Origin of the sequence: Collimonas sp. OK412 (assembly GCF_900112135.1) — a bacterium.
Classification (GTDB): Bacteria; Pseudomonadota; Gammaproteobacteria; order Burkholderiales; family Burkholderiaceae_D; genus Collimonas; species Collimonas rhizosphaerae.
In genome coordinates this window covers 1-13928 of the sequence record NZ_FOLC01000008.1, presented here as the reverse complement: position 1 = coordinate 13928, position 13928 = coordinate 1, and the positions used below count along the sequence as shown (strand labels likewise).

13 protein-coding genes, 1 rRNA gene and 1 riboswitch are annotated in these 13928 nt (G+C 60.1%); of the genes, 4 read left to right on the top strand and 10 right to left on the bottom strand.

The annotated features are described in order from the left end of the window. The first annotated feature begins 33 nt into the window (after window positions 1-33). Together BM062_RS10550 and BM062_RS10545 are read left to right on the top strand one after the other, a co-directional pair. Window positions 34-1260, top strand: coding sequence for an MFS transporter (locus BM062_RS10550; RefSeq protein WP_092396566.1), 1227 nt, complete (start codon window positions 34-36; stop codon window positions 1258-1260). A 94-nt stretch (window positions 1261-1354) separates the two neighbouring features. Continuing rightward, on the top strand, window positions 1355-1843 hold the full coding sequence (locus BM062_RS10545) for a Dps family protein (RefSeq protein WP_092396564.1): 489 nt from the start codon (window positions 1355-1357) through the stop codon (window positions 1841-1843). Between the two features lie 51 nt (window positions 1844-1894). On the opposite strand, the gene thiE is transcribed toward BM062_RS10545, so the two are convergent. Genes thiE through thiC form a run of 5 tightly spaced genes read right to left on the bottom strand, consistent with a single transcriptional unit; the run spans window position 1895 to window position 6310 of the window. Next, a complete protein-coding gene (thiE, locus tag BM062_RS10540) occupies window positions 1895-2509 on the bottom strand; it encodes a thiamine phosphate synthase (protein ID WP_092396562.1) in 615 nt (204 codons plus the stop codon). 4 nt (window positions 2510-2513) lie between these two features. Beyond that, entirely contained in the window at window positions 2514-3329 is an 816-nt protein-coding gene (locus BM062_RS10535) for a bifunctional hydroxymethylpyrimidine kinase/phosphomethylpyrimidine kinase (RefSeq protein WP_092396560.1), read from the bottom strand. Further along, window positions 3326-4138 carry a thiazole synthase gene (locus BM062_RS10530; RefSeq protein WP_092396558.1) on the bottom strand — a complete coding sequence of 271 codons (813 nt, stop codon included), beginning with the start codon at window positions 4136-4138 and terminating at the stop codon, window positions 3326-3328. The genes BM062_RS10535 and BM062_RS10530 overlap by 4 nt, the downstream gene beginning before the upstream one ends. 49 nt (window positions 4139-4187) lie before the next feature. Beyond that, complete coding sequence (gene thiS, locus BM062_RS10525) at window positions 4188-4388, bottom strand: sulfur carrier protein ThiS (RefSeq protein WP_092396856.1); 201 nt, start codon at window positions 4386-4388, stop codon at window positions 4188-4190. Between the two features lie 8 nt (window positions 4389-4396). Next, entirely contained in the window at window positions 4397-6310 is a 1914-nt protein-coding gene (thiC, locus tag BM062_RS10520; RefSeq protein WP_092396557.1) for a phosphomethylpyrimidine synthase ThiC, read from the bottom strand. 107 nt (window positions 6311-6417) lie between these two features. Further along, a riboswitch (TPP riboswitch) is annotated at window positions 6418-6525 on the bottom strand. A gap of 248 nt (window positions 6526-6773) precedes the next feature. On the opposite strand from thiC, the gene BM062_RS10515 reads away from it, so the two are divergent. Both BM062_RS10515 and BM062_RS10510 read left to right on the top strand, forming a co-directional pair. Then, on the top strand, window positions 6774-9608 hold the full coding sequence (locus BM062_RS10515) for a valine--tRNA ligase (RefSeq protein ID WP_092396555.1): 2835 nt from the start codon (window positions 6774-6776) through the stop codon (window positions 9606-9608). Window positions 9609-9692: 84 nt separating this feature from the next. Beyond that, entirely contained in the window at window positions 9693-10127 is a 435-nt protein-coding gene (locus tag BM062_RS10510; protein ID WP_371326578.1) for a DUF2147 domain-containing protein, read from the top strand. An 88-nt stretch (window positions 10128-10215) separates the two neighbouring features. Here the strand turns inward: BM062_RS10510 and BM062_RS10505 are convergent, their stop codons facing one another. The 5 genes from BM062_RS10505 to rrf form a co-directional block, all read right to left on the bottom strand. Next, window positions 10216-11058, bottom strand: a complete 843-nt coding sequence (locus BM062_RS10505; RefSeq protein ID WP_092396551.1) for a 2-keto-4-pentenoate hydratase — start codon at window positions 11056-11058, stop codon at window positions 10216-10218. 140 nt (window positions 11059-11198) lie between these two features. Beyond that, a complete protein-coding gene (locus tag BM062_RS10500; RefSeq protein ID WP_092396549.1) occupies window positions 11199-11651 on the bottom strand; it encodes a YaiI/YqxD family protein in 453 nt (150 codons plus the stop codon). A gap of 49 nt (window positions 11652-11700) precedes the next feature. Then, a complete protein-coding gene (ruvB, locus tag BM062_RS10495) occupies window positions 11701-12759 on the bottom strand; it encodes a Holliday junction branch migration DNA helicase RuvB (RefSeq protein WP_092396547.1) in 1059 nt (352 codons plus the stop codon). 92 nt (window positions 12760-12851) lie between these two features. Beyond that, complete coding sequence (ruvA, locus tag BM062_RS10490; protein ID WP_092396545.1) at window positions 12852-13430, bottom strand: Holliday junction branch migration protein RuvA; 579 nt, start codon at window positions 13428-13430, stop codon at window positions 12852-12854. A gap of 168 nt (window positions 13431-13598) precedes the next feature. Continuing rightward, window positions 13599-13711, bottom strand: a 5S ribosomal RNA gene (rrf, locus tag BM062_RS10485). Between the last annotated feature and the right edge of the window lie 217 nt (window positions 13712-13928).

The following is a 13928-nucleotide window of genomic DNA, read 5'->3' as shown; positions in this document are numbered from 1 at the left end:
CCTCCGTCACCATCAACCAAGTCGTCCTCCACCATGCCCGAAGAAGTTCGTCTCGACCGCGCCAGCCAGCCGTTGTCCGGGACCGCAGTAACGTTTCACATCGTTTCCACCGCATTTTTTACATTCATTTGCTATCTGGCAATCGGCATACCGCTGGCTGTGCTGCCCGGCTACGTCCATACCGACCTCGGCTACAGCTCAGTGCTGGCGGGCCTGGCGATCAGCATGCAATACCTGGCGACCTTGCTCAGCCGGCCGTTCGCGGGCCGCATGGCGGATTCGGTCGGTCCCAAGACCGCCGTCCTGCGCGGCCTGGCCGGTTGCAGCGTCAGCGGCGTGTTCTTGCTGGCTGCGGGGTTCTTTCCGCAGATACCGGCGCTGAGCCTGGCCATCCTGCTGATCGGCCGGCTGGTGCTTGGCTGCGGCGAAAGCATGGTCGGCACCGGGGCGATTACCTGGGGCATAGGCCGGGTCGGCGCCCAGCACACGGCGCGCATGATTTCCTGGAATGGCATCGCCACTTATGGCGCGCTGGCCATCGGCGCGCCGCTGGGCGTGGTGATCAACCATGCCTGGGGCCTGGCTGCAGTCGGAGCTACCGTGACCGTGCTGTCGCTGGGCGGTTTCCTGCTGGCTCGCCTGAAAGCGGCAACGGCCGTGGTGCGCGGCGAACACTTGCCGTTCCAGCACGTATTGCGCAAGGTATTTCCGCACGGCATGGGCTTGGCCCTGGGCTCGATCGGCTTCGGCTCCATCGCCACTTTCATCACCTTGTTTTACGCCAGCCACCAATGGCCGAACGCGGCATTTTCCCTGACCTTGTTCGGTACCTTCTTTGTCGGCGCGCGCCTGCTGTTCGCCAGCACCATTTCGCGCTTCGGCGGCTTCCGGGTGGCGATCATCTGTTTTTCGGTCGAGGCGCTTGGCTTGCTGCTGCTGTGGCAGGCCGGTTCGCCTGCGCTGGCGCTGGTCGGCGCTTCGCTCACCGGCTTCGGTTTTGCCCTGATCTTCCCTGCGCTCGGGGTGGAAGCGGTCAACCTGGTGCCGGCCAATAACCGCGGCAGCGCCCTCGGCGCCTATTCGGTGTTCCTCGACCTGGCGCTGGGCGTCACCGGCCCGCTGGCGGGATTGATCGTGAGCCAGTTCGGCTACCCCGAGGTATTCCTGTTCGCTGCCGTGGCGTCGCTGGCCGCAGTAGCTTTGACTGTCAGCATGTATCGCCGCGCGCAGCCGGCTTCCGGCACCGCCGTCCCGGGCTAGGTCCGGAAAAACGCGGGCATTGCTTTGCCTGCGGCGAATTGACTTAAAATCGAGCTGCAAGTCTTCATACATCACTGTTAGAAGGAGCAGCACAATGGTAAAGAAAAACGTCGCAGTCATCGATATCGGCATCAGCGACAAGGATCGCAGGAAAATCGCCGACGGGCTCAGCAAGCTGCTGGCCGACACCTACACCCTGTACCTGAAAACCCATAATTTCCACTGGAACGTCACCGGGCCGATGTTCAATACATTGCACCTGATGTTCGAAACCCAGTACAACGAACTGTGGCTGGCGGTGGACCTGATCGCAGAACGGATACGCGCGCTCGGCTACCCTGCCCCGGCTACCTACAAGGCGTTCTCCAAGCTGACCTCGATCACCGAAGAAGAAGGCGTGCCGAACGCGACCGCCATGATCCAGCAGCTGGTGCAGGGACAGGAAGCCGTCACCCGCACCGCGCGTTCGATTTTCCCGGTAGTTGACGCCGCGTCGGATGAACCGACCGCGGACTTGCTGACGCAGCGCATGCAGCTGCATGAAAAAAATGCGTGGATGCTGCGCAGCCTGCTGGAAACCTGAACGGTTCCCTATCAAACGGATGATCGCGGTTACGGCCGCGGCTATCGTTGCTTAACGGTTTTCAAACAAGGCGGCGAAGCTGCGCGCCGCGGCAACCGGATCGTCGGCCAGGTAGACGCTGCTGATGGCCGCCACCATGTCGGCGCCGGCGGCAATCAGGGGCACTGCATTCTCTTGCGTCATGCCGCCGATCACCACGTTCGGCACCGCGATCTGCGCCTTGGCGCGGGTCACGATGTCGGGCGGCGTGGTGACGGGATACTTCTTCACGCGCGAAGGATAAAAACCGCCGAACGCTATGTAGCTGGCGCCGGCGCGGTATGCGGCACGCGCCAGTTCCAGGTCGCCGTAGCAGGAAGCGCCGACAATCTTGTCCGCTCCCACCATCGCCCGCACCTCAGCCACGCTGGCGTCGGTGCCGCCGACGTGGATGCCGTCCGCTCCCAGCTCGATGCATAGTTCGACATAGTCGTTGACGATAAAGGGCCGTTCATAACGCCGGCACAGCTTGAGCAAGGCTTCAGCCTGCTGCCGCCGTTGCGCGGCATCCGCGGTCTTGTGCCGGTACTGCAGCAGCGCTGCTCCGCCCTGCAAAGCCTGCTCGCTGACACGCAGCAGTTTGTCGGTGTCATCCCAGTCGGGCGTGACAATGTATAGACCCTTCATCGCTTTATCCTCGTAATTTTAAGAACGGCAGAATGCGATTGGGAATGCGCTGTCCGGCCGCTATCGCATACGATTCCGCCAACGCCTGCTGGCAATATGCCTGGGCTGCATCGATTGCCTGTTCCATATCCCGGCCCTGCGCCAGCAGCGCAGACAGCGCCGCCGCCAGCGTGCAGCCGCTGCCGTGGAACTCGCCCGGCAAGCGCGGCCAGCGCCAGTTGCGCTGCTGCGCCTTGCTGATCCAGCGGTTCAAGACTTCGTCGGGTTCCGGGCCATGGCCGCCCTTCAGCAGCACATGCCCGCAACCACGCTCAAGCAACAGCGCGGCCTGCTGCTCCGGGCTGGCCTGGGCGCCGCATAAACGGTCGGCCTCGATCCGGTTCGGCGTAATCACCGTGGCAAGCTCGAACAAAGGCGACAGCGCTGCGATTGGATCTTCACTGGCCAGGCTGTCGCCATGGCCGGTCGCCAGCACCGGATCGAACACCACCGGCAAGTCCGGCTGCCGCGAGCGCAGGTCACGGATGACGGCGGCAATCGCTTCAGCATTGGCGCGATTGCCGACGATGCCCAGCTTGACCGCGGCAATGGCAATCCGGTCGACCAGAACCTGCGCCTGCTGCCGCACCAGGTCGGCCGCCACCGGGTGGACGCCGAACACCCGTTCGTTATCCTGCACCGTCAGCACCGTCACTACCGACAAGGGGTGCGCGCCCAACGCGGCAATCGCGCCAATGTCGGCCTGCAAACCGGCGCCGCCGCTTGGATCCGAGCCGGAAAACACCAGCACGCAGGCCGGTGATGCAGCGCCGGCGCTCACTTGAGTCGTCCGGCCATCGGTGAAGACGGCGACGCCGCAAAGCGCTTCGGAATCCGGCCGGCGAGAAACGCCTCGCGCCCGGCTTCGATCGCCAGCCGCATCGCCCGCGCCATGCGGATCGGATCCTGGGCGCCGGCAATCGCGGTATTCATCAGCACGCCGTCGCAACCCAGCTCCATCGCAATCGCCGCGTCAGACGCAGTGCCGACGCCGGCGTCGACCAGCACCGGCACCTTGGCCTGCTCGATGATCAGCGACAGGTTCCACGGATTCAGGATGCCCATGCCGGAGCCGATCAGCGACGCCAGCGGCATCACCGCGACGCAGCCGATTTCTTCCAGCAGGCGGGCCTGGATCGGATCGTCGCTGCAATACACCATGACGTCGAAACCGTCCTTGACCAGGGCTTCCGCCGCTTTCAAGGTTTCCGGCATGTTGGGGAACAGCGTGCGCTCGTCGCCCAGCACTTCCAGCTTGGCCAGCTTGTGCCCGTTCAGCAGTTCGCGCCCGAGCTGCAGGGTATAGATCGCATCGGCCGCGGTGTAGCAACCCGCGGTATTGGGCAGGATGGTGTAGCGCGACGGCGGCACCACATCCAGCAGGTTGGGCGCTTTCGGATCCTGGCCGATGTTGACGCGCCGAATCGCTACCGTGATGATTTCGGCGCCGCTGGCTTCGGTGGCGGCGCGCGTCTGCTCCAGGTCGCGGTACTTGCCGCTGCCGACCAGCAGCCGCGAACTGTAGGTTTTGCCGGCGATGGTCAGGCCGGTGTCTGGTTGTCCCGTCGCAGGGCTCGAGTTCAGGTCCATTTCAATTCCTTTCTGTCATTGAGTCGCGTGCAGTCCGACAGGAACGGCTTCAGCCGCCTCCTATCGCACGCACTACATCAACCTTGTCTTCCGGCTGCAAGATGCGCTGCGGCCACAGGCTGGCCGGCACCACTTGCCGGTTGACGGCGACCGCCACCGCCTTCCCGGCCAGCTCCAGCGCCGTGATCAGCTGTTGCAGGTTCTCGCCGTCGGCCAGCGGATGCGGCGCACCGTTGAGTACGATTTCCATCATCGGTCTCACTGTTTGCTGTAGATTTCCGCGCCGTTCTTGACGAATTCGATGGCTTTTACTTCCATCCCTTGCTTCAACGCAGCGATGTCGGAAATGCCTTGCGCGGCGGCGTATTCGCGCACTTCCTGGGTGATCTTCATCGAACAGAAATGCGGTCCGCACATGGAGCAGAAATGCGCCACCTTGGCGGAATCCTTGGGCAGGGTTTCGTCATGGAATTCGCGCGCCTTGTCCGGATCGAGGCCGATGTTGAACTGGTCTTCCCAGCGGAATTCGAAGCGTGCTTTCGACAGGGCGTTGTCGCGGATCTGCGCGCCGGGATGGCCCTTGGCCAGGTCGGCCGCATGCGCCGCGATCTTGTAGGTGATGATGCCGTCCTTGACGTCGACCTTGTTCGGCAAGCCCAGGTGTTCCTTCGGCGTGACGTAGCACAGCATGGCCGTGCCGTACCAGCCGATGGTGGCGGCGCCGATGCCGGAAGTGATGTGGTCGTAGCCTGGCGCGATGTCGGTGGTCAGCGGTCCGAGCGTGTAGAACGGCGCTTCGTGGCACTGCTCCAGCTGCAGGTCCATGTTTTCCTTGATCAGGTGCATCGGCACGTGGCCCGGGCCTTCGATCATCACCTGCACGTTGTGCTTCCAGGCGATCTGGGTCAGTTCGCCCAGGGTCTTCAGCTCGCCCAGCTGCGCTTCATCGTTGGCGTCGTAGATCGAGCCAGGACGCAAGCCGTCGCCGAGGCTGAAGCTGACGTCATAGGCTTTCATGATTTCGCAGATGTCTTCGAAATGGTCGTACAGGAACGATTCGCGGTGATGCGCCAGGCACCACTTGGCCATGATCGAGCCGCCGCGGCTGACGATGCCGGTCAGGCGCTTGGCCGTCATCGGCACGTATTGCAGGCGCACGCCGGCGTGGATGGTGAAGTAGTCGACGCCTTGCTCGGCTTGCTCGATCAAGGTATCGCGGAAAATTTCCCAGGTCAGGTCTTCAGCCTTGCCGTTGACTTTTTCCAGCGCCTGGTAGATCGGCACCGTGCCGATCGGCACCGGCGAATTACGGATGATCCATTCGCGCGTTTCGTGGATGTGCTTGCCGGTCGACAGGTCCATCACGTTATCGCCGCCCCAGCGGATGGCCCAGGTCATCTTTTCGACTTCCTCGCCGATCGACGAGGTCACTGCGGAGTTGCCGATGTTGGCGTTGATCTTGACCAGGAAATTGCGGCCGATGATCATCGGTTCGATTTCCGGGTGGTTGATATTGGCGGGAATGATGGCGCGGCCGCGGGCGATTTCGTCGCGCACGAATTCCGGCGTGATTTCGGCAGGCAGCGAGGCGCCGAACGACTGGCCAGGATGCTGGCGGCCCATCAGGTCGGCCAGCTTGTTGCCCATCGGGCCGGAAGCTTTCAGCTCTTCCAGGTATTCCTTGCGGCGCATGTTTTCGCGGATCGCCACGAACTCCATTTCCGGCGTGACGATGCCTTGGCGCGCATAGTGCATCTGCGAGACGTTCTTGCCAGCCTTGGCGCGGCGCGGCTTGCGGTGCAGGTTGAAGCGCAGTTCGGCCAGCTTGGGATCGTTGAGGCGTTCGATGCCGTATTCCGAGCTCGGGCCCGGCAGTTCTTCGGTATCGTCGCGCTCCATGATCCACGGCAGGCGCGGCGTCGCCAGGCCGGAGCGGATATCGATCTTTACATCAGGATCGCTGTACGGTCCCGAGGTGTCGTAGACATAGATCGGCGGATTCTTTTCGGCGCCGAACGAAGCCGGCGTATCAGACTGGCTGATCTGCCGCATCGGCACGCGGATATCGGGGCGCGAGCCGGTGATGTATATCTTGCGGGAATTCGGCAGGGGATGGATTGCGGCTTCATCCACCGTTGCTGTGGCGGACAAGAATTTTGGATTGGCGTTCATATTGGCTCCTTTGCTTGTAATTCATGGCTTGGAGCCAGCAAAGGAGTTTTCGAGTCTGGTGGCGCGGGATCACAGTACAGGCTGTAAATCGTCTTGTGAACCGGCCGGTTACATCTCGACAGCTTCCCTTCGCTGGCATTACCCAGATCAGGTTCGAGGGTATTTCTCACCCGATTGCATTGGCATTTCAGCAATCAGGACCCCTAGCGTTGCATTGCCGCGGTGTTTGAATCCCGAGGCAGCGGAAAGGATTTTACACCCGCAACCGGCTTGCGGTATATCGAAAATCCGGGTTTCCTTATCCCAGATCAAGTATAGAAGCCGGCTTCCGTGGCAAATCCGTCCATACGATTGTCTTTACGTCAAAAAACCCTGTCTGCCCGGCCCCAATACTAGGAGCGAGTCGGCTGCGTACTTTATAATCACCGTTTTAGATCGCTTTAGCAAAGAACCCCAATAAATCATGGAATTAGCCAAGTCTTTCGACCCTGCCGAGATTGAACAATTCTGGCGCAGCGAGTGGGAAAAGCGCGGGTACTACACCGCCACCACCGACGCCGACAAACCGTCTTTCAGCATCCAGTTGCCGCCGCCCAACGTCACCGGCACGCTGCATATGGGCCATGCTTTCAACCAGACCATCATGGATGGCCTGACCCGCTACCACCGCATGCGCGGTTTCAACACCGCATGGATCCCGGGCACCGACCACGCCGGCATCGCCACGCAAATCGTGGTCGAACGGCAACTCGACGCGCAGAATATTTCGCGCCATGACCTCGGCCGTGAAAAATTCGTCGAAAAAGTCTGGGAATGGAAAGAGCAGTCCGGCTCGACCATTACCGGCCAGATGCGCCGCATGGGCGCCTCGACCGACTGGAGCCGTGAATATTTCACAATGGACGAAAAACTGTCCGGCACCGTGGTGGAAGTGTTTGTACGGCTGTTTGAACAGGGCCTGATCTATCGCGGCAAACGGCTGGTGAACTGGGACCCGGTGCTGGGCACCGCGATCTCGGAACTGGAAGTGGCGTCGGAAGAAGAAGACGGTTCGATGTGGCATATCCGTTATCCGTTTGCCGATGGCAGCGGCCACCTGACGGTCGCCACCACGCGTCCTGAAACCCTGCTGGGCGACGTTGCGGTCGCGGTCGATCCGACTGACGAACGTTATATCCACCTGGTCGGCAAGATGCTGAAGCTGCCGTTGACCGACCGCGAAATCCCGGTCATCGCCGACAGCTACGTCGACAAGGAATTCGGCAGCGGCTGCGTGAAGATCACGCCGGCCCATGATTTCAACGATTACGCAGTCGGCCAGCGCCACCAGCTGCCGCAGATCACCATCCTGACGCTGGACGCCAAGATCAACGAAAACGGCCCGGTCCAGTATCAGGGCATGGATCGTTTCGTGGCCCGCAAGCAGATGGTCGCCGACCTCGATGCTCAAGGTTTGCTGGAATCGGTCAAGCCGCACAAGCTGGTGGTGCCGCGCGGCGACCGTACCGGCGTGGTGATCGAACCGATGCTGACCGACCAGTGGTTTGTCGCCATGAGCAAGCCGGCTCCGGAAGGCACGCACTTCCCTGGCAAATCGATTACCGAAGTCGCACTGGAGAAAGTCGCCAACGGCGAAATCCAGATGATTCCGGAAAACTGGAACAACACCTACAACCAGTGGCTCAACAATATCCAGGACTGGTGCATTTCGCGCCAGCTGTGGTGGGGCCATCAGATCCCGGCCTGGTATGCTGACGACGGCAAGATCTATGTCGCCCGCAATGAAGCGGAAGCGCAAGCCAAGGCTGCCGCCGCCGGCTATACCGGCGCGTTGCGGCGCGACGACGACGTGCTCGACACTTGGTTCTCATCGGCGCTGGTGCCGTTCTCGACCTTGGGCTGGCCGGAAGAAACGCCGGACTACAAGATGTTCCTGCCGTCCTCGGTGCTGGTCACCGGTTTCGACATCATCTTTTTCTGGGTGGCGCGGATGGTGATCATGACCACCCACTTCACCGGCAAGGTACCGTTCAAGACCGTGTATGTGCACGGCCTGGTACGCGACGGCAACGGCCAGAAAATGTCGAAGTCGAAAGGCAATACGCTTGACCCTATCGACCTGATCGACGGCATCACGCTGGAAGAACTGGTCGCCAAGCGCACCGTCGGCCTGATGAAGCCGAAGGACGCGGAACGCATCGCCAAGGCAACCCGCAAGGAATTCGCCGACGGCATCCCGGCCTTCGGCACCGATGCGCTGCGCTTTACCTTCGCTTCGCTGGCGACGCTCGGCCGCAACATCAATTTCGACCTCGGCCGCTGCGACGGCTACCGCAATTTCTGCAACAAGCTGTGGAACGCCACCCGCTTCGTGCTGATGAACACTGAAGGCAAGGACTGCGGTTTCGACGGCCACACGCCTGGCGTGTGCGACAAGGAAAAGCTGCAGTTCTCGCAAGCCGACCGCTGGATCGTTTCGCTCCTGCAGCGCACCGAAGCCGAAGTCGCCAAGGGTTTTGCCGACTACCGTTTCGACAATATCGCTTCCGCCATCTACAAGTTCGTCTGGGACGAATATTGCGACTGGTACCTGGAAGTCGCCAAGGTGCAGATCCAGCAAGGCAGCGAAGCGCAACAGCGCGCTACCCGCCGCACTTTGCTGCGCGTGCTGGAAGTCGTGCTGCGCCTGGCGCACCCGGTCATTCCGTTTGTCACCGAAGCCTTGTGGCAGAGCGTGGCGCCGCTGACCGGCAAGACGCTCGATCCGGCCGGCGACTCCATCATGCGCCAGCCTTATCCTGAAGCTGACCTGGAAAAGATCGACGAAAACGCTGAAGCCTGGATGACCCAGTTGAAAGCGCTGACCGATGCCTGCCGCAACCTGCGCGGCGAAATGCAGCTGTCGCCGGCGACGCGGGTGCCGCTGGTCATTGCGGGTTCGGCAACGCAACAGGCTACGCTGCTGTCGTTCGCGCCATATCTGCAGGCACTTGCGAAGTTGGCAGAGGTGCAAGTAGTAGAGACTCTACCCGAATCGCCCGCCCCGGTCTCGATAGTCGGCGATGCTAAGCTGCTGCTCAAGGTAGAAATTGATGTTGCAGCTGAACGGGAACGCCTGGGCAAAGAAATCGCTCGTATAGAAGGAGAGATTGCGAAAGCGCAGGTCCAACTGAGCAATGAAAGCTTTGTGGCAAGAGCACCGGCACAGGTGGTTGCGCAGATGCAAGAACGCCTGGTCAATTTTTCGGGTACCCTTGAAAAGTTGCGAGAACAGTTTGCAAAATTAAAAGTATCTTGATTTCTTAATAATATGAATGCACCGGCCTGCAGCAATGCAGGCCGATGCGATAGAGACAGGAGACAAAACATGAAGAAACTTTTGATGACGGCAATCGCCGGCAGCGCCTTGCTGGCTTTCGGCGCGTTCGCCCAGAACACCAGTTCGGCGGTCGGCCTGTGGAAGAATATCGACGACCATACCGGCAAGCCGAAAGCGCTGATCCGCATTACCGAAAGCAATGGCGAACTGCGCGGCAAGATCGAGAAACTGCTGCGCGATCCCAGCCAGGACCAGAATCCGAAATGCGTCAAATGCCAGGGCGAACTGAAAGACCAGCCTATCCTCGGCATGACCATCATCAACGGCATGAAGAAAGATGGCAACGAATACAACGGCGGCACCATCCTTGACCCGGACAACGGCAAGGTCTACAGAAGCAAGATGGCGCTCATCGAGGACGGCAAAAAACTGAATGTACGCGGCTATATCGGCGTGCCTATGCTTGGCCGCACCCAGACCTGGCTACGCGAAGAATAATTGGCCGGCCGCTGGGCCGCTCGAAAAAATGCCGTTCAAGCGATTCGCTGAACGGCATTTTTCTTTGCCTGGCGCTGCTTCAGCCGGCTTACACGAAGGATACAGTCAAGCCCGGCAGCGCGATTCCTGAAAATGCCGTGACCCAGGTCTGCCCGGCCTGCACCGGGTAGGCGTCGGTCCAGGTGCCGGTGGTGATGATTTCACCGGCCTGCAAAGGCGTGAACTGCGATTGCGCATTCAGCACCTGGTGCAAATGCCATAAGGCGTGCACCGGGCTATCCAGCACGTCGCTGCCGAAACCGGCGCCGCACAGGGTCACCGAGTCTTCGGTGCAGCACGACAGCGAAACGCTGGCGTTGGCCAGCATGCTGGCCAGGTTGCGGCGGGTGGCCGTCGACAGCATGTGCGGCTCGCCGACAATCAGCGTGCCGTGCAGGCCGAACGCAGCGATCGCGTCGACCGCCTCGAATTTCCAGTCGGGGAAAGGACACACCACGATTTCGAAGGCATGCGCCATCCATTCGATACAGTCGGCGATTTCTTCCAGGTCGGCATCCGGCGCCGGCGTCCGGCCCAGGCTGAACACCACCTCCGGTTCGATACGCGGCTGCAAGGCGCCTTCCAGGCTCTGGATTCCGCGGTTATCTTCGGCGTAACGCACCGTACTGTCGAACACGTGCGCCCAGATCGGAGCATTGATGGTTTCGGTGATGCCGTATTTCGGCCAGATGGTGCGATTGCTGAAGCCGACCTTGCGGCCGACCGGGGAATCGCCCTGGCTGATGCTGGCATCCAGGATGCGCTTGCCGATGTCATACCCATCCATCGGCGACAGGGCATCGGCAGCCGACAACAGCGGCATCAATTTGGCACGCGCCCGCGCATCCAGAAGCTGGTTGGCGTAACGGTTAGCTTTGGTAGACATAAGCATGGTTGACTTGCACACTATTAGTGAAGGCTATCGTATTGTCTGTGACGTTCAATTTTTACACAAGCGCAGAAACATTGACATTTCGACACCTGGATTGCGGGACGACACCGGGCCCGCGGTCCTGCCTTGATCAGAAACATTCATCGATTCCGCGACTTCTGCAGAAACCGGTCAAGCTGAGCTGCGAACAGATGACGGTCGCTCTGGCTGAATGCCGCCGGACCGCCGGTTTCCACACCGCTGCCGCGCAGCTCATCCATGAAATTACGCATCGTCAGGTGCTGCTGGATGTTGTCCCTGGTATAAAACTCGCCACGCGGATTCAAGGCGTTGCCGCCCTTTTCAAGCACATCTGCCGCCAGCGGGATATCGGCGGTAATCACCAGGTCGCCCGCTTGCAGCAATCGAACAATTTCGCGATCGGCGACGTCGAAACCGGACGCCACCTGGACCGCCTTGATGAACCGCGAAGGCGGCACCCTTAACAACCTGTTGGCGACCAGGGTCACTACAATGTGCAACCGATCGGCCACCCGGAACAGGATTTCCTTGATGACGCCGGGACATGCATCGGCGTCAACCCAGATCTGCATTGCTGCCGGCTGCCCGGGCACAGCTTTGGCGTCGGCTTCCGTGGGCGAATTAATTTTGCCCCCATAACTCGCCGTTGGGCCCGGTGCGCGGCGCCGCCACGCCAAAATGGCTGTATGCCAGCGGGGTCGCAATACGGCCGCGCGGCGTACGCTGCAGGTATCCCTGCTGGATCAGGTACGGCTCAAGCACATCTTCGATGGTGTCGCGTTCTTCACCGATGGCGGCGGCAAGGTTGTCCAGACCGACCGGACCGCCGCCGAACTTGAACAGCACCGCTTCCAGCAATTTCCTGTCCATGATGTCGAAACCGACCGGATCGACATCCAGCATGACCAGCGCCGCATCCGCCATCGGCTTGGTGATTTCACCATTGCCTTTGACTTCGGCGTAGTCGCGCACCCGGCGCAGCAGGCGGTTGGCGATACGCGGCGTACCGCGGCTGCGCTTGGCTATTTCGAAAGCGCCTTCGTCCATGATCGGCGCGCCCAGCAAGGAAGCGCTGCGCGTGACGATTTTGCTCAGTTGCTGCGGCGTATAAAATTCAAGGCGGGCGACGATGCCGAAACGGTCGCGCAGCGGATTGGTCAGCATCCCCGCGCGCGTGGTCGCGCCTACCAGGGTGAACGGCTGCAGGTCCAGGCGCACCGAACGCGCTGCCGGGCCTTCGCCGATCATGATATCGATCTGATAATCTTCCAGCGCCGGATACAGGATTTCTTCGACAACCGGCGACAATCGATGGATTTCATCGATGAACAGCACATCGTTGGCTTCGAGATTGGTCAGCAGCGCAGCCAGGTCGCCGGCGCGTTCCAGCACCGGTCCCGAAGTCTGGCGCAGGTTGACGCCCATTTCGCGCGCGATGATATGCGCCAGCGTAGTCTTGCCAAGGCCTGGAGGACCGAACAGCAAGGTATGGTCCAGCGCTTCACGCCGCTGCCTGGCCGCCGTGATGAATATCTGCAGCTGGTCGCGTATCTTTTCCTGGCCGACGTATTCGTCCAGCTGCTTCGGCCGCAAGGCACGTTCGATCGCCTCTTCATTGGGCGAAGCCGGCGTGGCAGCGATAATACGTTGTTCGGCGAAATCGTCGGTTTGGATACTCATGGTCGGATTGTAGCCAGACTGTAGCGATTAGATATAAAAAAAGACATCCACACCATCAATAAAGCAATAATGATCAGCTTTTGCCTGTCCGCTTATAGCTTGGACAAGGCTTTCAGTGCCAATTTGATACCATCGGATACGCTGACATCGGCCGGCAGCTGTTTCAGCGCCAGCATCGCTTCCTTGTCCGAGTAACCCAGTGCGATCAGGGCGTTCAGGATATCGCCGCTGACATCGCTGGCATGATGGCTGCCGACCGGTCCCAGGTCCGCGCCCAGCTTGCCCTTCAGTTCGAGCAACAGCCGCTCGGCGGTTTTCTTGCCGATGCCTGGCACCTTGGTGAGGCGGCCGGCTTCCTGCATGGTGATCGCCTGCGCCAGATCCTGCACCGACATGCCGGACAGGATGGACAAGGCGGTCCGGGCGCCGACGCCGCTGATCTTGATCAGCTGCTTGAAAACATTCCGTTCTTCAGCCGTGCCAAAGCCATACAAGACATGCGCATCTTCGCGTATCGCCAGATGGGTCAGCAAGGCGACCTTCTCGCCCAGCTCCGGCAGATTGTAGAAAGTGCTCATTGGCACGCCGACCTCATAGCCGACGCCATTGCAGTCGATCAATAATTGAGGAGGATTTTTTTCGAGCAGAATCCCGGAAAGACGACCTATCATCGCAGTTGGCCTTTATGTGAATCAATGAATCATACAGGACAACTGGTTAAAAACACAGTAGTTTTGTTGCGTCAAAGCTGAAATTTCGGGAAATCGTGCTGCGGTGGAAACTGAAAACCCAAAGCAAAAACCCTCTGCATGTTGAATGCAGAGGGTTTTTTAATAAAAGCCTGACGATGACCTACTTTCACACTGGTTGCAGCACTATCATCGGCGCAAAGTCGTTTCACGGTCCTGTTCGGGATGGGAAGGGGTGGTACCAACTCGCTATGGTCATCAGGCATAACTTGTATCGTTCCCTGTTCCACGGTAGTGGCAACAAAGAGCGCAATTTAGAAGAAGTAGTTTTTTATACCGGCCACACCGGGGTGGGTGTGGTCGGTTGGGTATGATTGTCCAAACGGTGTTGCTATCTTTATGGATAGTCACCTTGGCAAACAAATAAGCTCATCATATAACCTGCTAAGGTTATAGGGACAAGCCTCACGGGCAATTAGT

Coding starts and splice junctions, on each gene's coding strand:
- BM062_RS10550 (WP_092396566.1), top strand. CDS start 34: ATGCCCGAAGAAGTTCGTCTCGACCGCGCCAGCCAGCCGTTGTCCGGG.
- BM062_RS10545 (WP_092396564.1), top strand. CDS start 1,355: ATGGTAAAGAAAAACGTCGCAGTCATCGATATCGGCATCAGCGACAAG.
- thiE (WP_092396562.1), bottom strand. CDS start 2,509: ATGAAGGGTCTATACATTGTCACGCCCGACTGGGATGACACCGACAAA.
- BM062_RS10530 (WP_092396558.1), bottom strand. CDS start 4,138: ATGGACCTGAACTCGAGCCCTGCGACGGGACAACCAGACACCGGCCTG.
- thiS (WP_092396856.1), bottom strand. CDS start 4,388: ATGGAAATCGTACTCAACGGTGCGCCGCATCCGCTGGCCGACGGCGAG.
- thiC (WP_092396557.1), bottom strand. CDS start 6,310: ATGAACGCCAATCCAAAATTCTTGTCCGCCACAGCAACGGTGGATGAA.
- BM062_RS10515 (WP_092396555.1), top strand. CDS start 6,774: ATGGAATTAGCCAAGTCTTTCGACCCTGCCGAGATTGAACAATTCTGG.
- BM062_RS10510 (WP_371326578.1), top strand. CDS start 9,693: ATGACGGCAATCGCCGGCAGCGCCTTGCTGGCTTTCGGCGCGTTCGCC.
- BM062_RS10505 (WP_092396551.1), bottom strand. CDS start 11,058: ATGCTTATGTCTACCAAAGCTAACCGTTACGCCAACCAGCTTCTGGAT.
- BM062_RS10500 (WP_092396549.1), bottom strand. CDS start 11,651: ATGCAGATCTGGGTTGACGCCGATGCATGTCCCGGCGTCATCAAGGAA.
- ruvB (WP_092396547.1), bottom strand. CDS start 12,759: ATGAGTATCCAAACCGACGATTTCGCCGAACAACGTATTATCGCTGCC.
- ruvA (WP_092396545.1), bottom strand. CDS start 13,430: ATGATAGGTCGTCTTTCCGGGATTCTGCTCGAAAAAAATCCTCCTCAA.